This window comes from Candidatus Saccharimonadales bacterium, from assembly GCA_035457485.1.
Classification (GTDB): domain Bacteria; phylum Patescibacteriota; class Saccharimonadia; order Saccharimonadales; family EFPC-124; genus DATIBO01.
In genome coordinates this window covers 1-24,443 of the sequence record DATIBO010000006.1, presented here as the reverse complement: position 1 = coordinate 24,443, position 24,443 = coordinate 1, and the positions used below count along the sequence as shown (strand labels likewise).

The 24,443-nt window shown below is 42.5% G+C and carries 20 protein-coding genes, 2 tRNA genes, 1 rRNA gene and 2 other RNA genes; 18 read left to right on the top strand and 7 right to left on the bottom strand.

What is annotated here, in order from left to right; all coding sequences use genetic code 11:
• The first annotated feature begins 662 nt into the window (after positions 1 to 662).
• The 6 genes from VLA77_00175 (at position 663) to VLA77_00150 (ending at position 5,228) form a co-directional block, all read left to right on the top strand.
• Positions 663 to 739, top strand: a tRNA-Val gene (locus tag VLA77_00175).
• Positions 740 to 923: 184 nt separating this feature from the next.
• Positions 924 to 2,756: a threonine--tRNA ligase gene (thrS, locus tag VLA77_00170; GenBank protein ID HSE28991.1), complete on the top strand. Its 1,833-nt coding sequence runs from the start codon at positions 924 to 926 to the stop codon at positions 2,754 to 2,756.
• The gene (locus tag VLA77_00165; protein HSE28990.1) at positions 2,756 to 3,064 is read left to right on the top strand and encodes a methylated-DNA--[protein]-cysteine S-methyltransferase; all 309 of its coding nucleotides are present in this window, start codon (positions 2,756 to 2,758) and stop codon (positions 3,062 to 3,064) included. The genes thrS and VLA77_00165 overlap by 1 nt, the downstream gene beginning before the upstream one ends.
• Complete coding sequence (gene miaA, locus VLA77_00160) at positions 3,052 to 3,921, top strand: tRNA (adenosine(37)-N6)-dimethylallyltransferase MiaA (protein HSE28989.1); 870 nt, start codon at positions 3,052 to 3,054, stop codon at positions 3,919 to 3,921. Before VLA77_00165 ends, miaA begins: the two co-directional genes overlap by 13 nt.
• Positions 3,922 to 3,987: 66 nt before the next feature.
• Positions 3,988 to 4,587 (top strand): transcriptional regulator, encoded by a 600-nt coding sequence (locus VLA77_00155; protein HSE28988.1) that lies wholly within the window; start codon positions 3,988 to 3,990, stop codon positions 4,585 to 4,587.
• Between the two features lie 2 nt (positions 4,588 to 4,589).
• Positions 4,590 to 5,228: an MBL fold metallo-hydrolase gene (locus VLA77_00150; protein ID HSE28987.1), complete on the top strand. Its 639-nt coding sequence runs from the start codon at positions 4,590 to 4,592 to the stop codon at positions 5,226 to 5,228.
• Between the two features lie 69 nt (positions 5,229 to 5,297).
• Here the strand turns inward: VLA77_00150 and rpmB are convergent, their stop codons facing one another.
• The gene (gene rpmB / locus VLA77_00145; protein ID HSE28986.1) at positions 5,298 to 5,489 is read right to left on the bottom strand and encodes a 50S ribosomal protein L28; all 192 of its coding nucleotides are present in this window, start codon (positions 5,487 to 5,489) and stop codon (positions 5,298 to 5,300) included.
• 85 nt (positions 5,490 to 5,574) lie between these two features.
• On the opposite strand from rpmB, the gene VLA77_00140 reads away from it, so the two are divergent.
• From VLA77_00140 to rnpB, 4 genes are all read left to right on the top strand, one after another.
• Positions 5,575 to 6,207, top strand: a complete 633-nt coding sequence (locus VLA77_00140) for a site-2 protease family protein (protein ID HSE28985.1) — start codon at positions 5,575 to 5,577, stop codon at positions 6,205 to 6,207.
• Between the two features lie 174 nt (positions 6,208 to 6,381).
• Positions 6,382 to 6,458 (top strand) — tRNA-Pro (locus VLA77_00135).
• 37 nt (positions 6,459 to 6,495) lie between these two features.
• A complete protein-coding gene (locus VLA77_00130) occupies positions 6,496 to 7,350 on the top strand; it encodes a reverse transcriptase-like protein (GenBank protein ID HSE28984.1) in 855 nt (284 codons plus the stop codon).
• Between the two features lie 43 nt (positions 7,351 to 7,393).
• An RNA gene (rnpB, locus tag VLA77_00125) (RNase P RNA component class A) lies at positions 7,394 to 7,735 on the top strand.
• Positions 7,736 to 7,778: 43 nt separating this feature from the next.
• Here the strand turns inward: rnpB and rplT are convergent.
• Genes rplT through VLA77_00105 form a run of 4 tightly spaced genes read right to left on the bottom strand, consistent with a single transcriptional unit; the run spans position 7,779 to position 10,403 of the window.
• Positions 7,779 to 8,120 (bottom strand): 50S ribosomal protein L20, encoded by a 342-nt coding sequence (rplT, locus tag VLA77_00120; GenBank protein ID HSE28983.1) that lies wholly within the window; start codon positions 8,118 to 8,120, stop codon positions 7,779 to 7,781.
• A gap of 1 nt (position 8,121) precedes the next feature.
• On the bottom strand, positions 8,122 to 8,316 hold the full coding sequence (gene rpmI, locus VLA77_00115; GenBank protein HSE28982.1) for a 50S ribosomal protein L35: 195 nt from the start codon (positions 8,314 to 8,316) through the stop codon (positions 8,122 to 8,124).
• Entirely contained in the window at positions 8,282 to 8,860 is a 579-nt protein-coding gene (gene infC, locus VLA77_00110; GenBank protein ID HSE28981.1) for a translation initiation factor IF-3, read from the bottom strand. The genes rpmI and infC overlap by 35 nt, the downstream gene beginning before the upstream one ends.
• A 31-nt stretch (positions 8,861 to 8,891) precedes the next feature.
• Positions 8,892 to 10,403, bottom strand: coding sequence for a YifB family Mg chelatase-like AAA ATPase (locus VLA77_00105; protein ID HSE28980.1), 1,512 nt, complete (start codon positions 10,401 to 10,403; stop codon positions 8,892 to 8,894).
• Positions 10,404 to 10,463: 60 nt separating this feature from the next.
• On the opposite strand from VLA77_00105, the gene ssrA reads away from it, so the two are divergent.
• The 4 genes from ssrA (at position 10,464) to VLA77_00085 (ending at position 15,861) form a co-directional block, all read left to right on the top strand.
• Positions 10,464 to 10,847, top strand: a transfer-messenger RNA (tmRNA) gene (gene ssrA, locus VLA77_00100).
• Between the two features lie 1,137 nt (positions 10,848 to 11,984).
• A complete protein-coding gene (locus tag VLA77_00095; GenBank protein HSE28979.1) occupies positions 11,985 to 12,380 on the top strand; it encodes a hypothetical protein in 396 nt (131 codons plus the stop codon).
• A gap of 64 nt (positions 12,381 to 12,444) precedes the next feature.
• A complete protein-coding gene (locus tag VLA77_00090; GenBank protein HSE28978.1) occupies positions 12,445 to 12,846 on the top strand; it encodes a hypothetical protein in 402 nt (133 codons plus the stop codon).
• A complete protein-coding gene (locus tag VLA77_00085) occupies positions 12,847 to 15,861 on the top strand; it encodes a type IV secretory system conjugative DNA transfer family protein (GenBank protein ID HSE28977.1) in 3,015 nt (1,004 codons plus the stop codon). It abuts the gene before it with no gap.
• Here the strand turns inward: VLA77_00085 and VLA77_00080 are convergent.
• The gene (locus VLA77_00080; GenBank protein ID HSE28976.1) at positions 15,851 to 16,390 is read right to left on the bottom strand and encodes a hypothetical protein; all 540 of its coding nucleotides are present in this window, start codon (positions 16,388 to 16,390) and stop codon (positions 15,851 to 15,853) included. The two genes, VLA77_00085 and VLA77_00080, sit on opposite strands and share 11 nt — an antisense overlap.
• Positions 16,387 to 18,285 carry a hypothetical protein gene (locus VLA77_00075; GenBank protein ID HSE28975.1) on the bottom strand — a complete coding sequence of 633 codons (1,899 nt, stop codon included), beginning with the start codon at positions 18,283 to 18,285 and terminating at the stop codon, positions 16,387 to 16,389. The genes VLA77_00080 and VLA77_00075 overlap by 4 nt, the downstream gene beginning before the upstream one ends.
• 127 nt (positions 18,286 to 18,412) lie before the next feature.
• Between VLA77_00075 and gyrB the strand changes: the two genes are divergently transcribed.
• The 4 genes from gyrB to VLA77_00055 all read left to right on the top strand — a co-directional run.
• Positions 18,413 to 20,383 carry a DNA topoisomerase (ATP-hydrolyzing) subunit B gene (gene gyrB / locus VLA77_00070; GenBank protein HSE28974.1) on the top strand — a complete coding sequence of 657 codons (1,971 nt, stop codon included), beginning with the start codon at positions 18,413 to 18,415 and terminating at the stop codon, positions 20,381 to 20,383.
• Position 20,384: 1 nt separating this feature from the next.
• The gene (gene gyrA / locus VLA77_00065) at positions 20,385 to 22,901 is read left to right on the top strand and encodes a DNA gyrase subunit A (protein ID HSE28973.1); all 2,517 of its coding nucleotides are present in this window, start codon (positions 20,385 to 20,387) and stop codon (positions 22,899 to 22,901) included.
• Positions 22,901 to 23,338: a divergent PAP2 family protein gene (locus tag VLA77_00060; protein ID HSE28972.1), complete on the top strand. Its 438-nt coding sequence runs from the start codon at positions 22,901 to 22,903 to the stop codon at positions 23,336 to 23,338. The genes gyrA and VLA77_00060 overlap by 1 nt, the downstream gene beginning before the upstream one ends.
• Before the next feature lie 149 nt (positions 23,339 to 23,487).
• Positions 23,488 to 24,443 (top strand): 16S ribosomal RNA (locus VLA77_00055); the annotation flags it as partial.

Sequence of the window (24,443 nt, the reverse complement as noted above, 5' to 3'; positions counted from 1 at the left end):
TATTCTTGCTGGATAACTTTAGTAAAGATTGCTCAATGGTTTCTAATAGGTACAATGAGTCGTCCTCTTGGTTTTGTCTGTGATCGCAGGATCGTAATAAGCTGGTCAGCAGCTTAGCCCGGCTGTACTTGGTCGGTTTTTTGGCGCCTTTTGTAGTAATCGAAATAACCAAGGACGGATCCACTAACTCTGTAGTAGTAAACTGTTTTTTGCAGTTTAAACACTGCCTCCTACGCCACACTTGGTTAAGTTTTTTGGATGGGCGAGAGTTGTAGACGGTTGTTTTATCGCTAAGGCAGTAAGGGCATTTCATGACTATATATTGTCATACAACTATTAAAAAAGCGAGTGGAAAACTAGCGAATAAGTGTGGATTAAAAAACCTCCAGAGGTGAATCTGGAGGCGGATAATAAATCAGGGGTGGGATTTAGGTACTTTACTTACGATGCTTCTTGGGTCGATTGTCGTCTATATGCTCATAAAACAATTCAAACTTTTCAAGTTCAGACTTTGTTTCTTTATGAGAGTGTTGTGTGTTGCTCATAACATTTTTAATATTAGCATAAACACTTTAATATGTCAATAATCTTAATTACGTTTACTTATATCATTTGTGAACTATTGTTTGTCGGGGACAGTTATTGTATCCTAGTTTGTAAGCGGGCTCTTAGCTCAGTTGGCTAGAGCGCTTCCTTGACGTGGAAGAGGTCACAGGTTCGAGTCCTGTAGAGCCCACCATAAAAAAGATCATTTAATGTATGGTCTTTTTTATTTGGGTCACTGTTGTTAAATACCTCAAATAAGGTTAAAATAAGTTCAGTTATGAAAAAGCTAGTAACAATAAAAAGAATCACAGCCACCCCGTAGGGGTATTACTTTTTTAACATTCACATTCTTATTAGCTTTAAAAAGGGATAATAATATGTCCAACCAAAAACAAGATGAATTACAAATAATGCGTCACTCGGCCGCGCATGTGTTTGCTACTGCTTTAAAAAGAATTTGGCCTGAGGTTAAACTGGGTGTTGGCCCCGCAGTTGATAACGGTTTCTACTATGATCTTGATCTGGGCGACAAAAAAGTTTCAGAAGATGATTTTGCAAAGATAGAAAAAGAGATGAAGAAGGTTATTGCTGAAGACCATAAATTTGAGCGATCTGTAAAAACAATAGATAATGCTATTAAGTGGGCTAAAGAAAAAAAGCAACCGTACAAGCTGGAACTTCTCAACGATCTTAAACGTGCGGGCACAACGGTTGCTAAAGACCTGAATGCTGAAGAGCTAGGCACAATTGCCGAAGGTGAGAGTAAGGTAGATGAAGTTGGTTTCTACAGCAATGGTGACTTTGAAGATTTGTGTCGTGGTCCACATGTTGAAAGTACTGGTAAAGTCGGCGCGTTCAAATTGATGAAGATTTCTGGTGTTTATTGGCGTGGCAAAGAGGGTAATCCTCAGATGCAACGCTTGTACGGCGTAGCGTTTAAAACTCAAGAAGATCTAGATAAGTATTTGGATGCGCTCGAACAAGCTAAGGCTCGTGACCATCGTTTACTGGGTAAGCAAATGGACCTATTTGCATTTTCTGATTTAGTCGGGCCGGGCCTACCGCTGTTTACGCCGCGTGGAACTACAATCAGACGGTTATTAAAAGATATGCTAACGCAGTTTGCTAAAAAATATGGTGGTATGGAGGTAGAAATTCCTCATTTAGCTAGGCGTGAACTTTATGAAATATCTGGTCATGCACAAAAATTTAGTGGTGAACTGTTTAATGTGCAGAGCCATTACGATGTGGATTTTGTTATGAAGCCGGTTAACTGCCCACATCATACTCAAATTTTTGCATCGCAACCACGTAGCTACAAAGATTTACCTATTAGTTACGCGCAGACATCTATGCAGTATCGAGATGAAAAGCCCGGTCAAATCGGCGGGCTAACCCGTGTGCGAGCTATCACTGTCGATGACAATCATGTGTTTTGTACTCCTGATCAAATCAAGCAGGTGGTAGTGGGTCTATGCAAACTTGTTGAGGAGTTTCATTCTAGTTTAGGAATGTACGGCGACCACTGGGTTTCTTTATCAGTGCGTGATTACAGTAAGCCCGACGCTTATGTGGGTGATGTGGCCGACTGGGATAAGGCCGAGAATATGCTAGAAGAACTAGCTAAGGAACTTGGGCTGAACGCCAAAAGAATGGAAGGTGAAGCTGCATTGTACGGTCCTAAATTAGACTTTATGTATAAGGATGTCTTAGGTAATGAGCGTCAACTTTCTACTGTTCAGTTAGATTTTTCGACTCCGAAGCGTTTCGGCTTAACTTACACTGATAAAAGCGGAAATGATGCTACTCCTGTCATGGTCCACTGCGCTGTTCTAGGTTCTTACGAGCGCTTTATGGCTATTTTGATCGAGAAAACGGCTGGTTGGCTACCGTTCTGGTTGGCTCCTGAACAAATCAGGATTCTGACAATTAATGACACTGTCTTGGAGTACGTTAAAGAAGTTGAGTCAGTCTTGAGCGGAACAGTTTTAATGACGCCACTTAAGTATAACGAGCTACGTTATAAAGTAGATGATCGCAATGAATCACTAGGTCGAAAGATCCGCGATGCCGTGGAACTTAAGATTCCAGTGCAACTTATCGTTGGTCCAAAAGACGTAGAAGCTAAACAGGTTAGCGCTAGGGTTAAAGGCGAGGAGAGTAAAGTTTCTCTCGAGGAATTGAGTGAATTTTTACAACATATTAACTAATGGTTGAAATTAGTTTTAGTAAAAAAATCTACGAACTTGTCGCTAAAATACCCGCAGGAAGATTGATGACATATGGTCAGGTTGCGGCGCTTTGCGGAAATCCAAGAGCCGCCAGGCAGGTTGGACAGGTAGCGCATTTCGGTCCTGTAGATCTACCCTGGCACAGAGTTGTTAATCGCGAAGGCAAGTTGGCTAGTGGTTGGCCCGGTGGAATACACATTCATAGACAGCTGCTCGAGCAGGAGAACGTTGTAATAAATGATGAGTACAAGGCTAATATAAAGGAGCTATTATGGTGGCCGGAGTAGCTCCTTTGCTGGTAATAGTAGGCCCTACATCTAGCGGAAAAACCAGCTTTGCTATTAAAATGGCTCAAAAATACAAGGGAGAGATTATTTCTGCTGACTCTCGGACAATATATAGAGGTATGGATATTGGCACGGCTAAGCCTACGGAACAAGACATTAAAAAAAATCCTCATCATTTGATAAATATTGTTGATCCGGATCAGCGATTTACCGTAGCTGACTTTAAAAAAATGGCAACTAAAACTATTGATGAAGTTTGGAACAGGGGTAAAATACCGATTATGGTTGGCGGCAGCGGCTTGTTCATAGACTCGGTTATTTATAACTATTCTTTTGGCAGATCGCCAGGCCAGCATGACCGAGAGTCGCTTAATGAACTTTCGATAGAAGAGTTGCAAGCTAAGTGCAAAGAACTTGGAATAAGTTTGCCTGAAAATTCTACAAACAAACGTTATTTGGTTCGCGCTATAGAGGTAGGTGGTTTGAGTAAAAAAGATAACGTTGTAAGAGATAACACTCTTATTGTTGGAATTTACAACGAACGAACCGAGCTGAAAAATAGAATCGAAAGACGCTTGGAACAAATGCTCCAAAGTGGTGTAATCGAGGAAACCAAGAAACTGTCAAAAAAGTATGGCTGGAATTGTGAACCGATGAAGAGTAATATTTACCGTTCACTCAGAGGTTACCTAAACGATGAAATTGATCTAGATCAAGCCAAGCAAGAAATTATAAAAAGTGATATTCGTTTAGCTAAAAAACAGATGACATGGTTTAAAAGGAATAAGTCCATTGTCTGGGGTGTACCTGATGAGCTGGAGCCCATTATAGATAACTTTGTTAAAAAGATTAATTAGGTAATAGTATACCCAACATGTACAGATCTTGTTACAATAAATACTCAGACAAGGTATAGTTGAAACATGATTGACGCATTATTTGGTTCTAAAACTCGGGTAAAACTTTTACATCTGTTTTTGAATAATCCTAACCGAGCTTTTTATGTGCGCGAGATAACCCGTAAGATTGACGAACAAATCAACTCCGTGCGTCGCGAACTTGCTAATATGTTGAGTATCGGCATCATAAAAAGTGATAGCTCCAATAACCGCCTTTATTATGAGGTGAATCAAAGCTATGTTCATTATGAGCCGCTGCGAGCTATATTTTCGGATGGCGCTTTTAACGCTCAGGCAACCGAGGGCGCCAAAAGCGACTGGTCGAGTAGGCTTAAGGCTCTTGGGGATATTAGATTAGCGTTGTTAAGCGGTAGTCTAGTTAGAGGTAGTGAGGGCGGCGTAGATGTCCTACTTGTTGGTGACATAAATAAAACTCAGCTCAAAAAATTCATCAAGGAACTGGAAGTCGAAGAAAAGCGTTCGCTTAACTACACGACCATGACCTATGAGGATTTTTATTACAGATTAAGTATTAAAGATCGGTTCATTATGGATATAATTAATAATAAATTTACGCTACTACAGGATACCGAACAGATTCTTTCAGGGGCTAAAGAGGAGTAAAAATGGATATTGAATACAAAGGCGCTAACTGCATTACAATCGACCGAAAAAAAGATGTGTTTGTGATTGATCCAAAATTATCAAGTGTTGGACTAAAAGATTTCAAGGGCAAATCTGTAGCTTTTATTGCAACAAAACATGCCTTTATGTCTGAACCTACAGATGAAGAAGTCGTATTGATTGATGGTCCAGGTGAGTACGAAGTCAAAAACTGCACCATAAAAGGTATTGCAGCACGTCCACATAGCTCTTTGAAAGATGACGACAAATCGGCAACTATGTATAAGTTGAATATTGATGATACAACTATAGCCATCATAGGTCATGTTGACCCAAATTTGAGCGATGAGCAGCTTGAAGCGCTAGGGGTAGTTGATATTTTAGTTGTGCCAGTTGGTGGCTACGGATACACTCTTGATGCAAAATCGGCAGCGAACCTCGTTAAAAAGATTGAACCTAAAACTGTGATCCCGACGCATTACGCCGACGCGAGTATTAAATACGAAGTAGAACAGGCCGGTCTGGATGAGTTTGTTAAAGAGCTTGGTGGGGCTAATGTAGAAGAGTACGCCAAACTTAAGGTTAAAAGCGGTCTATTGCCTGCGAGTCTAACTATTTATAAGCTGGCTCTTAGTAAATAAACTGGCTCAAACAAAAAACCTCGCCATAAAATGCGAGGTTTTTTTGTTGGTAATTTATGATTAAATAATTTAAAGAATACCTTTTTTCTTAAGTGTGCGGATAGCCTGAGTGCTAATTGCCATAGTCACTTTTTTACCGTCAACAACAAAGGTTTTTTTCTGCAGGTTAGGCTTCCATACGCGTTTTGTGTGACGCATAGAAAAGCTAACATTGTTACCAAATTGTTTGCCTTTACCAGTTAGTGCGCAATAAGATGCCATAATTTATCTCTCTTTTTTACAGTCTTGTACAATTTTACTCTTTTTCATCTGTTACGTCAAGGTTATAACTGCTATACTTATATACATGTCTCCAGAAGTTATAATCACACTAGTTTTTGTTCTTGTCTCAATCTTGATTTCGATAACTCTACATGAGGCTATGCACGCCTACATGGGGTATTGGTTAGGTGACGACACCGCTAAGCATATGGGCAGGCTAACTTTTAACCCGTTTGCGCATATAGACCTGTTTACTACAATTTTACTCCCATTGCTTCTGGTTGCTATTGGTGCGCCACCATTTGGAATGGCCAAACCAGTACCATTTAATCCAGATCGGCTCAAGTTTGAAGAGTTTGGGTCTGCGATCGTAGCCCTAGCTGGGCCGTTTACGAACCTAATTTTAGCCGTGGTTGCAGGTCTAATTTTACAATTTATCGCAATGCCTGTAATGCTAACAGGGTTTGTTTACTATTTTTGTTTAGTTAACCTAACGTTCTTCTTATTTAACATGATTCCTTTTCCACCTCTAGATGGCTCAAGACTGCTTTACGCATTAGCCCCCGATTTTGTCAGGAGGGGTATGGAAATTATTGAATCGGCTGGAATGCTTGCGATATTTGGGTTTTTCGCAATATTTTATTTGTTCCTAGAGGCTCCGTTTACGCAACTTTTGAACGTGATTTTTACGTTTATAACAGGTGTGCCGCAAGTATAGTGATATAATAAAAGTGTCCTACCGAGCGCGGCAAGGTGGATATGATTTTCCTGAACACACTTTTTTTGGGAATCTGAGCTTTTTGTCCCGTGGGATAAAAATATGATTCCCACCTGCAAATAAAAGCGGGAATTTCTATTCACTCTGCTAGTTCGGTGGGATTTTATGTTTTAACGGGATGTGGCGCAGCCCGGTAGCGCACACGGCTGGGGGCCGTGGGGTCGCAGGTTCAAATCCTGTCATCCCGACCAAATGGCAATATTTAGGGTTTTGATCTAAAGTATAAATATGAAACAAACACTTCACGTACGAGCCGTAATTAAACAAGACAGTAAAGTCTTGCTGCTCAGGCGCGCTTCTGGCAACCCTGCCTATATTGGTCTATTTGAATTACCTGGAGGTAAGGTTGATTTTGGTGAAGATCCAAAGGCTGCATTACAAAGAGAAGTAATAGAAGAAACAGGTTTAGAGATCGAGTCCTTGCAGCTATACGATGTTCATTCGATGCTCGATAGCTATGACTCACATCACCAGTATGTAGTGTTGAGCTTTTTGGCAACATTAAAAACAGGAAAAATTGTGCTCAGCAGCGAGCATGATAAATTTGACTGGATCAAATTGGGCGAAATCCATCTTAGTAACGTTACAGAAACAACTAGCAGAGCCCTTGCCTTGGATGAGCGCGGCGAGGTTCCAGAAGTATCCCCCGAAGTAAATGTAGAGCAGACAACAACAAAAACGGACCATTTGATCATATACGCAGACGGCGGGTCACGTGGAAATCCAGGACCTTCGGCGTCAGGGTTCGTTATTCTAGATAGTTCGGAGAAACTTATTTTTGAAGGTGGAAAATACTTAGGGATAACCACTAACAATCAGGCGGAATATAATGCCGTAAGATTTGCGCTCGACAAGGCTCGTGAACTTGGTGGTAGAGAGATTGAAGTGAGGCTCGATAGTTTGTTGGTAGTAAATCAGCTAAACGGCGTTTATCAGATTAAAAATCGTGATCTCTGGCCAATTCATACATACATCAAAAACATTTCTAAGGAATTTAAGCATATATCTTTTTCGCACGTTAGACGCGAGTTTAATAAAGAAGCAGATGCTATGGTTAATAAGATCCTAGACGAGCAGGCGTAAGCATAATTGCTTTTAGCTGCTTAACATAGTATAATTGTATGCGTCAGGTTGCTGGATGATCGCCTAAGCCATGCTTAGGAGGAAAGTCCGGGCAGCAAAGGATAAAGAACAATTGCTAACGGCAATCGGGGGCGACCCTAGGGAAAGTGCCACAGAAACGATACCGCCTTGCAAAAGGTAAGGATGAAACGAGTGGGGTAAGAGCCCACAGCGTGTCATGGTGACATGGCAAGAAGGTAAACCCTGTTCGCTGCAAGGGGACCATTACTATGTTACGTAGTAGCTATCCGCTAATGGACCATTATCCGCTTGATCCCTGCGGCAACGTTGGGACTAGATAGATGATCATCCTCGACAGAACCCGGCTTACAGGTGACCTGATATAAAAAAACCGCTCATGTGAGCGGTTTTTTTATTGTATGTAATGCCTATTTAGCAGCTTTTACGACTTCACTAAACGCGTGCGGAGCAGAGACGGCGATGTCTGCAAGAACTTTTCGGTCAAGTTCTACATTAGCTTTTTTAAGGCCGTCAACAAGTTTGCCGTAAGTTGTGTCGTTTTCGCGAGCGGCGGCGTTGATGCGAGTTATCCAAAGGCCACGTAAATCGCGCTTAAGGTTGCGGCGGTCGCGGTAAGCGTACTGCAAAGCCCGAATCACGGTTTGTTTGGCAAGCCGGTAAGAGCGTCGGCGTGCAGCTTGCATGCCTTTAGTTAGGTCTAAAATCTTCTTGTGTTTAGCTCTGGCTGTAACGCCTCGTTTTACTCTCATTTTATTCTCCTAGTGCGCGCTTAAGGTTTCGACCAATTGCGCCTGTTACTGAAGCTGAAGTTGAAAGCCTACGCTTGCGACCTTCGCTCTTTTTTTGTAGCATGTGTGACTTACTAGCGTGGCGACGCAAAATCTTACCGCTTCCGGTAATTTTAACGCGCTTAGCTGTTCCGCGATGGGTTTTGAGTTTTGGCATTGGTACTCCTTACAACAATTCCTAAATTCTTGCCTGCCATTATTGGCTTTTGATCTACGACGGCAACTTCTGAAAGTTGGTCGGCAATCTTTCTTAACAGATCGTAGCCTAGTTCTTGGTGAGCCATCTCACGACCTCTAAAGAAGACCATAATTTTAACTTTATGACCTGCTTCCAGAAATTCACGAATCTTGCGAAGCTTGATTTCTAGGTCGTTGGCGCCAATTTTAAGTCCCATTCGCATCTGTTTGACCTCAACGGCCTTAGAGTTCTTGCGACTTTTTTGTTGCTCTTTAGTTTTTTGATAGAGGTATTTACCCCAATCAACAATTCGAGCAACTGGTGGACTTGCCATAGGTGAGACTTCAACAAGGTCCAAACCGGCTTTTTCTGCTTCTGAAAGTGCTTCTGATCTAGACAGTACGCCAATCTGGTTTCCATCGGGTCCGACAACACGAAGTTCAGAGGCTCTAATTGCCCCGTTTATTCGAACCGATTTACTGATGGAATTTGCTCCTTTAATGGCTGCTTTCTCTCTATTCAAAGATATATTTTAGCAGAGGTCGATAAAAAATTCAAGATGAATTACTTCTTAATCTAAATTGTAATGCTTCGGAAATGTGGTGAGGGAGAATTGCCTCCGAACTTTCCAGATCTGCGATGGTCCTTGCGACCTTAATTACTTTAAAATAACTCCTCGCAGATAAACTCAAGTTGTTAGCGGCTTGGTTAAGCAAAACTATCGAGCTCTGATCTAGTTTTGCAAACTTATTTACGCCATCGCTACGTAGGTGTGAGTTGGTTGAGCCTTGCTTTTTATAACGATTCTCTTGAATGTGACGGGCGTTAATTACGCATTGCCTAACTTCATTAATTGTTTGATTGGGTGAGTCAGTTTGATCTAATATTTTATCTAGATCAACTCGGCCGACATCGATTATCATATCTATTCGGTCAAGCAGTGGCCCCGAAACTTTCTTTTTGTAAAGTTGAATTTGCGCCAACGTGCAACTGCAATTGCGCTTTTTGTCTCCAAGATATCCGCAAGGGCAGGGGTTTTGAGTTGCTATAAAGATAAAATCAGCAGGATAAACTACATGGTCGCTCACTCTTGAAATGCTAATTTCTCGATCTTCTAAAGGTTGTCTGAGCGACTCTAAGGCCTGTCGTGAATATTCTGGTAGCTCATCCATACAGAGCACTCCATGATGCGCCAAGCTAATTTCGCCCGGTTTTGGGTTTCTGCCCCCGCCAACTAATGAGGTGTGGCTGGCGCTATGGTGTGGTGACCTAAAAGGTCTTTCAGTAATAACCTGATCGTAATTGGCGCTAGATAGACTATGAATTTTTGTCATCTCGATTACCTGATCTGTTGTAGGTGGAGGAAGAATCTCTTTCAATGCCTTTGCTAGCATTGTTTTGCCGGACCCAGGTGGTCCGGAGAGTAATAAGTTGTGTCCACCCGAAGCCGCAATTAATAGTGCGCGTTTAGCTTGTTCTTGACCGCGAATACTCAAAAGCGTAGAGCTCCCGGCTGTAGAGGTGAAAGTCTTCCTTGGCGTGGAGCTTAACGTCTTCATCTTGGCAAAGTGTTCAAAAGTTTCCTTAAGCGATCCCACCGCTAGGACTTCAATTCCATCCACCAAGGTCGCCTGATCTGCGTTATCAGTAGGGACTATAACTCTCTTAAATCCATTGATTTTCGCGGTTTCGACGAAGTTTATAATTCCGCGTACAGATCTAACGGAGCCGTCCAGTGCGAGCTCTCCCACGATCAAAGTGTCTTTTATGGACTCCAGCGGTAGTTGTCCACTTACAGTCAAAAGTGCGATTGCAATTGGCAAATCCAGATGAGACCCATCCTTAGGTAGGTTAGCAGGAGCTAGATTTATAGTGATTCGCTTCTTAGGAAAATCTAATTTCGTGTTTCTGATTGCACTTCTGACTCTTTCTTTTGCTTCGTCTATAGCTTTGTTTCCAAGTCCAACTATTATAAGATTCGGCAGGCCGTTAGAAGTGTCGCATTCAACCTCTATCAATTTTCCGTCTATCCCCAAAAACGTTGCAGTGTATACCCTTGAAGTCATGATGGATCGGATTATGCCACTCTTTGCCTCTAAGCACAAGGATGATATAATATATCTGATGGGGCTGATTAAGCTTCGACGTTTGAACCTTACAATTTGTCTTGCAAGTCGTTTACCACGCACAGTATTTTTAATTGCAAACTTTGTTTCAAAAGTAAAAGCAGCTTTCGCTAGCGTTTTCGCTCCTAAGTTCGCTTTTGCAACAGTTGCCTAATTAATTGGTAACGGTCGATCTAGTTGATATCGAATAAGCTAGACGATCTCATATCATTCGGTCTACGTGCAAAGTCCTATGCTGTTGCACATCTAGTATTACGCATAGAAAATCGATCCTTTGTTTTGTCGGTAGTTTTGAGGAATCGGTTAAACCAACAACCGACTAAGCTTGTAGAAGGATTTTTTGTAATCGAACGGACCGGGGTGCGATACCCCGCAGCTCCACCAAAAGGGACTCAGATTTATCTGGGTCTTTTTTGATTTAACAATTTCGTAGTAGATGACGGGCCTCATTTTTAAACAATAAAAAACAACGGCCTGCGAGGAGCCGTTGTTAGTATTTTTCGTTTTTTGTTTTTGAGCACCTTTTTTATTCAAGTGCTACCCCTATAATAGTAATGCTTTAACTCAATGTCAACACTAATTTGTTACATTTTTTGTACTGTGGAAAACTGGCTATTTTTATAGATGGAGTACCAAATACGCAAGTTAGGCTAAATGAATATAAAGTAAGTTTGTAGTAATTTACGCATTTTCGAGAAATACTTGAACGGACGATAAGCGCATGCGAATGTTATTTAAAATTGTCGAAGGCGCTAAACAAAATGTACTAAAAATGGCAATATTTCTATTGTCGTAAATTTTGAAGTAATTTGGGCGAGGGCAAAAAAATTTCGTTAAAGGTTTAATCGCCAAAGCCAATTTATTATTTGCGCTTATTTCTTTTACTGCGAACAGTAGAAGCATTATATTTGCCAAATGTTTGAATTCAAGCAATTTTATATCTGCTTCAAAAACTAAAATAAATTGTTCGTTTTAGAGAGCCGTGTGCTAAAAATCTTTCTGCTGAAAATCGGGAAAACTAAAATTTAGCAATGAATAAAATCGCAATTATGTGCGTCAGGAGGATTAGTTAAAAGCTGACGTTTCGCGCATCAAATACCTATAGCTAGAGGACGATTGCATAGTTTCGTTGTGTAAATAGCTTCAAATATGTATTTACAAATATAGTAAATAAGGCAACGCTGCATCAGTAAGGATGTCAAAAATGCTACATATTTTTGAATAAAAGTGTTGACTAAAGTGCTTATGTCTGATAATGTAAAAGTAAGCTTTTGCTGAACAAAATAAAAATTAAAAAACAAAAGCTAGCACATTTTCCTAAGATTTTGCTATTCATAAACTGAGAAGTTCATGAAAACAAAGTTTGAGGATGCAGTCTAAAAGTTATAGGACTGCTAGGATATCGCTCTCTTTGTTGAGAGCGGTCAGTTAGCCCACGCGGGAAGCGCTACATAAGTCATATAAGTTAGCGGATTTCCCGCTGGGTTTTTTTGTAGCTTAATTTCTAGTAATCTTATAGTAATGCTTACGAAATTAAGGCTCAAAATTAAATATTTTATCTACATCTTGCCATTAGTTTGGCTTCTGGTTGTTGTGACTGCATTGAACGTAACCAGCCCTCTGGTGGTAGGGCCGGCCGGAATACTTATCATTTTTTGTATTTTTTATGCACTTATTGCGAGCTCTGTTTATGTAATCCTTCTAGCTTTAGGTAGGCTTATTTATAAGATGTATGGCAAAAAAATAGATAAAAAACGTTTATATTTTCTATCGCTAATTTTCTCGCTGGCGCCAATTTTTATGGTAGCCCTTAACTCCTTAGGGCAGCTCGGACCAATTGAATTGACGTTAATTGCCTTACTGGTAGGTTTGGCGAGTTTTTACGTGGCTAGGCGCTACGAAACTCAGACTGAATGAGTTCTTATTGCATAAACAGCATGGTACAATTTATTGTAGTTAGGCTATATAAGTAAGGTATGGGATGAATCCACAGAGTCCAGAATCTTTTCCAGGAGTGAGTAGCTCAGGGTTTAAGCCTGAGGTTAGTCAGGTTCCAATGGAGGTAAAATCTGAAAAACAGAAGCCTCTTGAAGTTGCTCCAGCTCAGGCAGAAGCAAGACATGCGGCCCAGGCAATGCAACCTTTGTCTCCAGTACTGCCAGCTCCGCAGGCGCCTCAAAATAGTGCGCAAGACCTAAGCGGTAATCCTATTGTTGCTGCGGACGAGGATGTCATAGAGAGAGAGTGGGTTCAGAAGGCTAAAAAGATAGTGTCTCAAACGAAAGACGATCCTTATACTCAAGAGCACGAGATTAGCAAACTCCAGGCGGATTATATTAAGAAAAGATATGGTAAAGAAGTGAAAATGGTGGGTGACTCCTAGATGCTTAATCAGGTAGTTATATCTTCTCTGGGTGTAGTTGTTTTGGCGATATTTATATATATCGCATTTTGGCAGTATAAAAAGGTTCTGCGAGAAGCTAAAAACTACGAGAGGGGACTAAAGATGGTGCCTCTGCTCATTCATCTGCCGCCATCTAGCGACGATACCGAGGTTGGAAGCAGGGACGTGCGTGACGTCACCGAAGAAACGATTTCTCAGGCACAAATCCTTTACAATATCATCGCCAGTACGGCCACTAAAGGTTTTAAAAGTAAGCTTTATGGTCAGCGACATCTCGCATTTGAAGTGGTAGCCACTAAAGGACTGATTCATTATTTTGTAGTTGTCCCAGTTTCTATGTTGGATGTTGTTAAGCAAGCTGTGGTTGCGGCTTATCCGACTGCCCGCCTAGAAGAGAGAGAAGAACACAACATATTTAGTAAAGTCGGGCGAATTAGCGGAACTTTCGGCGGTGAAATGTTGTTAAAAAAAGACTTTGCTTACCCAATTGCAACTTTTCAGGAGTCGAAGCGCGATGCAACTCAGGCCCTGCTTAATTCCATATCGGGTCTTGATAAAGCCGATGGAGCCGCTGTCCAGATTTTGATAAGGCCTGCTCCAGAGAAGTGGGCTAAAAATTCTTTAGGTTTCGCCGAAAAGATTCGAAAACAAAAAGGTGTGGGTTCGTCGTCTTCAATGAAAGATATCGCCGGTGCTTTATGGAAGCCACCCGAGGCCAAGGAAGTAAAACCCGAAGATAAACAGCTTAGCTCATTGGAACAGGCTACTGTAGACGCGATCGAAGATAAGACCCGACACCCAGGCTACGAGGTTATAATTAGAGTGATTGCTTCTTCCAATACGTCTGCGCGTTCTCAGGTAATTCTTAAGAATATGGTCGCTGCTTTCTCGTTATTTGATTCGCCAAGCAAAAATGGCTTTAAGTTTGCAGAGGCAAGAACTATGGAGGATTTTACTACTGCGTTTATTTTGCGACTGTTCCCGCAAACGATCTCCAAGAACATCTTAAACAGTGTAGAACTTGCAACAATTTTTCATCTGCCGGACCAAAGAAATACACCGACGTCACAATTACAACGACAAGCTTCTAAGATGGTGGATGGACCTTCGTTCGTATCTGAGACAGGTCTTTTGCTCGGCTATAACGTTTTCAGAGGAGCCAAGAAACAGATTCGGCTTGCAGATATCGACAGGCGACGACATGTGTACATTATTGGTCAAACAGGAACTGGTAAATCTGGTCTTCTTGAGAACTTGGCGCTGCAAGACATGCTTGACGGAAAAGGGTTTGCTTTTATTGATCCGCATGGCGATTCTGCTGACAGGATCTTAGGTATGGTGCCAAAAGAAAGGGTCGAAGATGTCATCTATTTTTCTCCTGGCGATGTCGATCATCCAATTGGTCTTAACCTGTTTGAGTTTGAAACAAAAGAGCAGAAGGACTTTTTGATCCAAGAGGCAATAGCTATGCTTTATAGGCTTTATGATCCAGGACACACTGGTATCATCGGCCCACGCTATGAGCATTGGTTCAGAAACGGTGCATTAACTGTCATGTCAGATCCTAATGGCTCTTCTTTCATTGATATTCCTCAGGTGTTCAATGATAATGATTTTGCTAAGGCCAAAATTAAATACCTAACCGATAAGACTGTTTTGGATTTTTGGAATAAAGAAATGGCCCAGACGAGCGATTACCATAAGAGTGAAGTCTTGGGCTGGTTCGTGAGCAAATTTGGTGCTTTTTTATCCAATGAGATGATGCGAAACGTTATTGGTCAAACTAAGAGTGGCTTTAATTTGCGCGAGATAATGGATAATAAAAAGATCCTTTTGGTTAACTTGAGTAAGGGTAAAACTGGTGAACTGAATTCACAGTTATTGGGTATGATCTTTGTAATGAAGTTTCAGGCAGCTGCTATGGGTCGAGCAAATATCCCCGAAGAACAGCGCGAAGATTTTAGCTTATACGTTGATGAGTTCCAGAACTTCGCGACCGAGTCCTTTGAAACAATTCTTTCTGAAGCGAGAAAATATCGTCTCAATCTTATTTTAGCGAACCAATTTATGACTCAGCTTACTGATAAAATCCGTGAAGCGATCATAGGCAACGTTGGTACGGTTATATCGGGAAGGATCGGAACTACAGATGCCGAAATCCTCTCTAAGAAGTTTACGCCTACATTTGACGCAGAAGATCTCACGAAGCTCCCTAACTTCGAGAGTATTGCATCAGTCATGATAAATAACGTTCCGTCGTCGGCGTTTAGTATGTCGTTTATTCCGCCACTTGGTAAGCCAAACCCTCAGCTTGCCAGTGCTCTTAAACGGTTATCGGCTGCAAAATATGGCAAACCGCGTCAGGAGGTCGAAAGAGATATTTTTAAACGATTAGGCGCAGGCGACGAAGAGCGTGAGGCTAAAAAGTTAGAGTCAACCAAAGCCGCAAATAAAACAGGATCTTCTCCTAAGTCCGGCGCACCATCTTTCTTGGATGAATGGTTGGCTAAGCGCAAAAAACAGTACGATAGCCAACCTCCATCTAAGGCTGTAGGAGCCTCTAAAACGTCGCCTAGTGCAGATAGTGGTATGTTAGGCGCATCTCAAAAAATAAGCACCAGCAAACCATTAAGCGCATCTCAAGAAGCTATTGTTAATCCTGTGACGCCTTCAAGCCAACCTAACGAGCTCAAGATTAACCGTGCTTCCACTAATGGCACTGGACTGACGGAACTACAGAAAAAAGGTATAGGTCAAAATATAAGTTTTGGCGCAAAGCCCGCTTTGTCTGCCAGTCATGATCTAAGCAAGCACGATACTGCCAAAGTCGACGATGCTATTAACGCAACCCTAAAGGACGACGTAATGAAAAACCAAGAAGTTGTTCAGTTGCCTAAAAAAGATCACCTCGAGGACCAAGAGCAAGGCCTAGACGAGATATTTATAGATGTTCGTGGTAAGATTCACCACAAAAATGAAAGCCCTACCGCTTAAATAGTCGCCTTAGCCCATCAAAAATTAGTCCAACTATCCATCCTAGGATAAAAGCACCTATAGTCTCAAAGCCTGACAAGGCAAAGCCGGTGTACTGAGCAATTGCATATAATGCGACGACCGCTATGAAGGCTAGCAAGCTACCGCTGATAATTGAGTCAGGGCGGGCGATAGTTTTGCCAACAATGTCACTTGTTTTTTCGACTACAGGATTGTGAATAAAGTCACTAAACAAACGAGCTGTAGGACTTAATTCTGTTTTAACCTGTGCCATTGTTTTGTTGTAGCTATCGTTGCGCTGTTTATCAGGGTGGTCGTGCTCAACAATATCAACCTTTTCTTCCATTGTCTTAGCTTCTGCTATCTCGGCTAGCTCAAGGGCTTCTTGTCGAGCTTTGCTCTCGCGCTGCTCCGACTTCTCAGCTGTCTCAATAAAGGATTCTTTACTTTTTAGAGCCTCAGAGCGCTCGGCTGCCTCTTTCGATACTTCAACGCCTTTTTCGTGCGATTGATTAAGTCGTTCACTCATCTTGAGCCTCCGTTAAATTCGCGGTGGATAATATTTATCTCTTTTTTCATAAGTCGACTTCTCATATAGAAGTAGGTGACTAATACGATTAAGATTGTTGAAAATACAATGTTTGCCCCTGGTCCCGTTTCGGGGAGTCGCTTAACGGCCGACTCGACGGCTTTTGTAGGCGGGCAGTTAACGCCAATTTCAATAGTATTACCATACGCATTAGTCATAACGCAGTTAAATGCAGCAGGATCGTTGGCGCCTCGAGGTGTTGCAGGTATTACATCGTTCACTTGAACTGTAAATCTTCTAACGTCTGTTTGATTGGCGCCGATTTTTATATCTTTCCAGCTGAGGACATTGTTCGTGCTATTAAAATTTCCACCGCCATTGTCTATTAACCTGGCGTATTCCAGAACGTCAGAAAGTTGCTCATCTATAGTGTAAGTAACCTCACTGCTACTAATGTTAGTGGTGTAAATTGTAAACTCTATCCTGTCCGACACAGTGGCGACGGTTCCGTTCGCGTTCGCAGAATCTTTGGTAAGATTCTTGGCTTCTTTAGATAAACTAATCTGCGGGTTGCACTCAGGGCTATCTATCCAGATAGTTTCACCGTAAGGGCAGGGTAGGCAATTTGGATCATTTTCTTCTAGGGTGGAACCGTAGTAAGGGCACCTGTTAATTTCGGTTATCGTTATTTCTTTCGAGCAATCAGGAGAAGTTTGCTCTCCAATCGCTGTAATAACCACAACTCTAGCTGTGTATTTACCGGGGGTAAGTTCTATGTCTTGGATTGATTCTTGCAACGCGCTAGAGGTGATGCTTTGTTCTTTAACGATATTTCCGTTGGTGTCAAGGATAGAAAATTTGTAGCCTTGTATCATAGAAGCTTGTTCGGCTACTGCCTTCGCTTCGAGTTTAACCTTGTTGTTTGTTTGGATTACGTTCAAGCTGTCGCAGCTGGCGGTTTTTGGTGGCACGCAGTTTCCAGGAATTTCAACAACGTTGTCGAACTGGACCGTCGGTGCATTCCATCCTGGCAGAGGTTCCATAACCGCCCAAACTTGAACGGATCGTCCTAATTTTTGATACTCTTCCGGAACCGCAAAATTAAACCCGTGGTTACCTGAAACAGGTGAGGCAGGCTGGCCGAGATTAGCGTTTATTGGCCCGTACTGCTTTCCTTTGCCTGGTTGGCCGTCAAAGTACAAGTAAACTTTTACTGGTATGTTTGTCTGTCTTTCGTCGTAAGCAAAGCCTAAAACGTTGCGGCAAGTCGCGCTTACAAAGTGACCTTTAGGAAATTTTTGAATATTCTTTTTTATCTGAACATTGCCGCATTTGCGCATAATTGCAAACCAGCCAGCTTTTGCAGAATTTCCTACATATGCGTCGTAGCAATTCACGCTGTTATTGACACTATCGAACCTGTATAGCGGGACAGAGTAAAATATCGAAAACCCACCAGTTTGACGAGGGACGTTATGCGTTAGGCTACCTTCTGACGCAGAGTAATGTTGAACGCGGCCGAAGCTAATAATACTCTTGTCGGTTGAACAGATGTAAACAACTTTGCTGTCAAGCGACGCTAGTTCATCACGAGTTATTCCCATGTATTCCATTAGATCTTTAAAATCGTTTTGACCTTTGGCGCCAGCGTCGTATTGGTCGACAATTTGCTTTACCGAAGAAACTCCACCTGGAATTACATCTGGCCGACTGCTTGCCAGTGCTTGTTCTGCGGGTCTGAAAACGGCAAAAGACTGCATAATCACAGCTAAAACAGTTAGAATCAGACCAAGTCTCCGTGTTATTTCTTCTTTGCGAAGCCGCTTTACGTAAAAGCCTAGCTGTCCGACTAATGCCGGGCTAAAGGAAAGGCCGGAGACAAGTTTTCTAAACATTTTTGTTTTAGCTCCTTATCTATAAAATTAGCATAACAATTATGTTCAATACAAGTAGTTGCACAAAAGACTTTTTAGTCGTTATAATATGGAGTTGTAAATACTGACTTTCGTGAAGCGAGGGGAAATGACCAAACAAACACAAACTTCTGATTATGATGCTAGTCAAATTCAAGTACTGGAAGGTCTTGAGCATGTGCGCAAGAGACCTGGAATGTACATTGGCAGCACCGGCTATGATGGTGTCCACCATTTAATAAAAGAGATTGCCGATAACGGTATCGATGAGGCGATCGCCGGTCACGCTAAAGCCGTATCTGTTACATTTTTAGCTGACGGGGGCGTAACTATTTTCGATAATGGTAGGGGTATACCAGTTGATGTCCATCCTAAAACAGGCAAGAGCACATTAGAGACCGTGCTTACGGTCTTAGGTGCTGGTGGTAAGTTCGGCGGCGGTGGGTATAAAGTGTCAAGTGGATTACACGGCGTTGGTTCCAGCGTAGTAAACGCTCTTTCAACAAAGCTTCATGCCGAGGTATATAAAAACGGCAAAATTTATTCTCAGGACTACGAACATGGTGTGCCTCAGTCTGACGTAAAAGAGATTGGTAAGACCACAAAAACAGGAACATTAATAACGTTTTATCCTGATCCAACAATTTTTGAGACAGTCGAACTTGATTACAACTGGGCTGTTAATTATTTGCGTCACCAGGCATATTTAACTAAAGGCGTTCATGCTTCGGTTGTTGATGAGCGAACCGGTGATAGATGCGCGTTTTATTTTGATGGCGGCATTAAATCTTATGTTAAGCACCTCAATATAGGTAAAGATGTTGTCACTGATGAAATCTTTTACGTTGAACGCGAAATCGACCAGTCAATTGTCGAAATTGCACTTCAGTATTCTGACACCTATGTTGAAACTGTTAAGGCTTTTGCCAACAACGTATATAACCCCGACGGCGGTACGCATGTTGTAGGTTTTAGAACGGCGTTAACCCGGGTAGTTAACGACTACGCGCGTAAAAACGGCATCTTAAAAGAGAAAGAAGAAAACTTAACCGGTGAAGATGTTCGTGAAGGTTTAACTGCTGTGATCCTCGTTAAGCTGCCAGATCCACAGTTTGAGGGCCAAACTAAGAATAAGCTAGGTAACCCGGAAGTCCGCCGGTACGTTGAGCAGGTGATGAACGAGTACTTCGCCTATTACTTAGACGAAAATCCTGGAACTGCCAAAAAAATTATTGGCAAGGCGTTGTTAGCAGCTAGGGCTCGTAAGGCAGCTCGCGCAGCTCGCGAGAATGTTATCCGAAAAGGAGCTTTGGATGGACTTTCGCTGCCTGGTAAATTGGCCGACTGTTCGAGCAAGGATCCTAAAAATTCAGAACTTTATATTGTAGAGGGTGACTCGGCCGGCGGTTCGGCTAAGAGTGGTCGAGATAGTAAAACTCAAGCTATCCTGCCGCTGCGCGGTAAAGTGTTGAACGTTGAACGTGCTCGATTGGATAAGATGCTTGCCAACAACGAAATTGTTAGCTTAATTAAAGCTTTGGGTGTGGGTATTGATGAGCAATTTGATATGCGATCCTTGAGATACGAGCGTATTATTATTATGACCGATGCCGACGTCGACGGAAGCCACATTAGTACTCTACTGATGACGTTCTTCTTTAGGTTCATGGCTCCCGTTATTGAAGGTGGACATTTATATTTGGCAAAACCTCCGTTGTATCTTCTGAAGTCTGGTGGAAACAAGCGCACTTATGCTTATAGTGACGTTGAGCGCGATGAAATTCTGGACAGGCTGATCGAGGAACGCAAAGCACGTGGTACAAAAATTAATCCAAGCGAAGACCGTAACAAGCAGGCTGGACTCACAGATCTTCAGCGATACAAGGGGTTGGGTGAAATGGATGCTGACCAGCTTTGGGAGACTACAATGAACCCAGAGAACCGTGTTTTGATTCAGGTTAGGGTGTCGGACGCAGAAAAAGCCGATGCGATCTTTAACAAGCTTATGGGAACAGAGGTGGAGTTACGCAAGAACTTTATTCAGACTCATGCAAAATTCGTAAAGGACTTGGACATTTAGTATGGAAAGTACAGATCAAAACCCAGAAACAAACATGCCGGTTGAGGGCGAAATTTTGCAGGATGCTCATTCTAGAAGTCTAGAACTAAGAACCGTCGAAGACGTTATGGAGGATAGCTATCTTAAGTATTCGATGAGCGTTATTGTTTCGCGCGCGCTTCCTGATGTACGCGACGGATTAAAACCGGTGCATCGCCGAATTTTGTACTCGATGCAGCAAAATGGTATCCGATCGAACTCTAAGTTCGTAAAAAGTGCTCGTATCATCGGTGATGTAATGGGTAAGTATCACCCTCATGGTGACACGGCAATTTATGACGCAATGGTTCGTTTAGCACAAGACTTCTCGACTCGCTACTTGCTTGTGACAGGTCAGGGTAACTTTGGATCAATGGATGGCGACCCACCAGCTGCCCACCGATATACAGAGGCGCGCTTGAATCGTCACGCAGAAGAACTTTTGTCGGATATCGAAAAAGACACCGTAGAGTTCCGCGATAACTTCGATGGATCTGAAAGAGAGCCTTCTGTTCTGCCTGCACGTCTACCAAACCTGTTGCTTAACGGCCAGATGGGTATTGCTGTGGGTATGGCTACGAATATCCCGCCCCATAACTTGAGTGAGCTTGTTGATGCAACTATTCATATTATTGATAATCCAGAAACTACGACTCTTGAGGACCTTTTAAAGTATGTAAAAGGTCCAGACTTTCCAACCGGAGGTATTGTTTATGGCGGCGCACCGCTTAAGCAAGCATACGCAACAGGTAAGGGCGGTGTTGTAATTCGTGCAATAGCCAATATCGAAGAGACAGCAAAAGGTCGTCATCGTATCATAGTTACCGAGATTCCTTATGCTGTAAACAAAGCAACGTTAGTAGAAAAGATTGCTGATCTTGTAAAGGAAAAGAAGATCGTGGGGATTTCGGATCTCCGTGACGAAAGTTCCAGAGGCACAGTAAGGATCGTTATTGAGCTTCGTAAGGATTCTTACCCTAAAAAAGTTCTTAACCAACTATTTAAATTAACGCCGTTGCAAACGAGCTTTCATTACAACATGCTGGCGCTTATAGATGGAATCCAACCAAGGATTCTAGGTCTAGAAGAGATTTTACGCGAATATATTAAACATCGTCAGATTGTTGTTCGCCGCCGTACCGAGTACGAGTTGAGAAAGGCCAAAGAGCGCGCTCATATTTTAGAAGGCTTGAGTATTGCGCTTGATCATATTGATGAAGTGATCAGGATTATTCGAGAGAGCCAAACTACTGAAGAGGCGCATGCTAATTTGATGCAAAAGTTCAAACTTAGCGAAATTCAGGCCGAAGCTATTTTGGCTATGCAGTTACGAAGACTCGCAGGTCTAGAGCGTAAGAAGATCGAAGATGAACTAAAAGAACTTCGTGAATTAATTGCTAAGCTCGAATCGGTCTTGGCAGACGAAAAAGAGATTTTGGCGATTATCCGCACCGAACTTTTGGATATGAAAAAGACCTACGGTGATGAACGTAGAACTCAGATGGTCGGTCATGAACTTGGTAAGTTTAGCGATGAAGAACTGATACCAGATGAACAAGTTGTAGTTACAATAACAACAGAGAACTACATTAAGCGAACGCTAGTAAATGAATATCGCAAGCAAAATCGTGGCGGTAAAGGTAAGCGCGCAATGACAACCAAAGAAGAAGACGTGATCGACCAGCTTGTTACTGCGAGTACTCATGATTGGCTGTTGCTATTTACTAATAAGGGACGTGTGTTTAGGCTTAAGGTTCATGAGGTTCCGGCTTCGAGTCTGACGGCTAAAGGTGTTGCAGTTGTTAATTTAGTTCAACTACAACCAGAAGAACAAGTTACTTCAATGGTCCGTGTTTCTAAGGATCATGGCGACAATGGATTCATGTTTATGGCCACTACACATGGAACTGTTAAAAAAACCCCGGTTGCCGATTTTAATAACATTCGAACATCTGGTCTAATTGCAATTAACTTAGATGATGGCGATGAGTTGCGCTGGATCCATTTGACAACTGGAAACGATGAAATTGTAATCTCGACCTCTATGGGTCAAGCAATCAGATTCAATGAAAAAGAAATTCGCCCAATGGGTCGAGCTGCAAGAGGAGTTCGTGGAATTCGACTTCGACCTAAAGACGTGGTCGTTGGGGCTGACCTTGTAATTGAAGATCGCCAACTTTTAGTCCTCAGTAAAAACGGTTACGGAAAACTAACTCAAGTCTCCAACTTCCCGACACATCGTCGAAGCGGAGTAGGCATTAAAGCTGCTATAGTTAATAATAAGACTGGCGAGTTGGTTGCGGTACGATCACTACCACCAACAGCGAAAGAAGTCTTAATTATATCAGCTAAAGGACAATCAATAAGAATGGAACTAAAAGGTATACCAACGCTCGGAAGAACTACCCAAGGCGTTCGCATTATGCGCCTCGCAGATTCTGATGCCGTTGCAACTCTTGGTTTAGTAGCTGAGACTGTAGAAGAAGAGGTAGCAGAATAATGGAAAGCTGGCTCTCGGTTTACATAGCTGCTCCTATTCTTGCCTGGTTGGTGGCTCAATTCATTAAGCTTTTGATTGCTATAAAAGACAAGAGTCACTCTAAAGATGTAAGTATTTTGTTCAGGTCTGGGGACATGCCTAGTTCTCACACGGCAACAATGTTAGCCTTGGTAACTACGGTTGGCTATACAGAGGGCATAACCTCGGCAGTTTTCGGGGTTGCGGTGGTATTAACCGCGGTAGTGATTTACGATGCATTAAATGTACGACGCGCCGTAGGTGAGCAAGGTGCAGTTGTAAAAGAACTGGCCGAAGCTTCTAAAATTAAGAAGAAATTCTATATGGCTGAAGGCCACAAACCTCTTGAAGTTGTAGCCGGCGCCGCTGTTGGTATTGTGTCCGCAGTTGTAATTTTGTACATCTTTGAGATTTTTTAAGATTTTTGTTGACAGATCAGACTCGGCACGATATGATACTTAGCAGTCTGATCTGTCTCGGTGGTTGAGCAAGATAAAGGGCACATTAACAATGTGGTAGTGCAAGTCAACGTCAGTAACGTTTTTGAATGTTCGTAAAACATTCTATTTTTTTGAAGAGTTTGATCCTGGCTCAGGATGAACGCTGGCGGCGTGCCTAAAACATGCAAGTCGTGCGGTAACAGGGAGAAGTTTACTTCTCTGCTGACGAGCGGCGGACGGCTGAGTAACGCGTGGGAATCTGCCCCAAAGTGAGGAATAACTGCCCGAAAGGGTGGCTAATGCCGCATATGCTCTACGGAGTAAAGCTTCGGCGCTTTGGGAGGAGCCCGCGTAAGATTAGATAGTTGGTGAGGTAATGGCTCACCAAGTCGATGATCTTTAACTGGTTTGAGAGGATGATCAGTCAGACTGGAACTGAGATACGGTCCAGACTCCTACGGGAGGCAGCAGTTAGGAATATTCCACAATGGGCGAAAGCCTGATGGAGCAACGCCGCGTGGAGGATGAAGGCCTTCGGGTTGTAAACTTCTTTTCTATGCGATGAATATGACAGTAACATAGGAATAAGGGTCTGCTAACTACGTGCCAGCAGCCGCGGTCATACGTAGGACCCAAGCGTTATCCGGATTGACTGGGCGTAAAGAGTTGCGTAGGTGGTTTATCAAGCGAATAGTGAAATCTTGTGGCTTAACCATGAGGCTATTATTCGAACTGATAAACTCGAGAATAGGAGAGGCATCTGGAATTCTTAGTGTAGGGGTAAAATCCGTAGATACTAGGAGGAACACCAATGGCGTAGGCAGGATGCTGGACTATTTCTGACACTAAGGCACGAAAGCGTGGGGAGCGAACCGGATTAGATACCCGGGTAGTCCACGCCGTAAACTATGGATGCTAGCTGTAAGAGGTATCGACCCCTCTTGTAGCGAAGCTAACGCGTTAAGCATCCCGCCTGGGGAGTACGGTCGCAAGACTAAAACTCAAAGGAATTGACGGGGACCCGCACAAGCGGTGGAGCGTGTTGTTTAATTCGATGGTAAGCGAAGAACCTTACCAAGGCTTG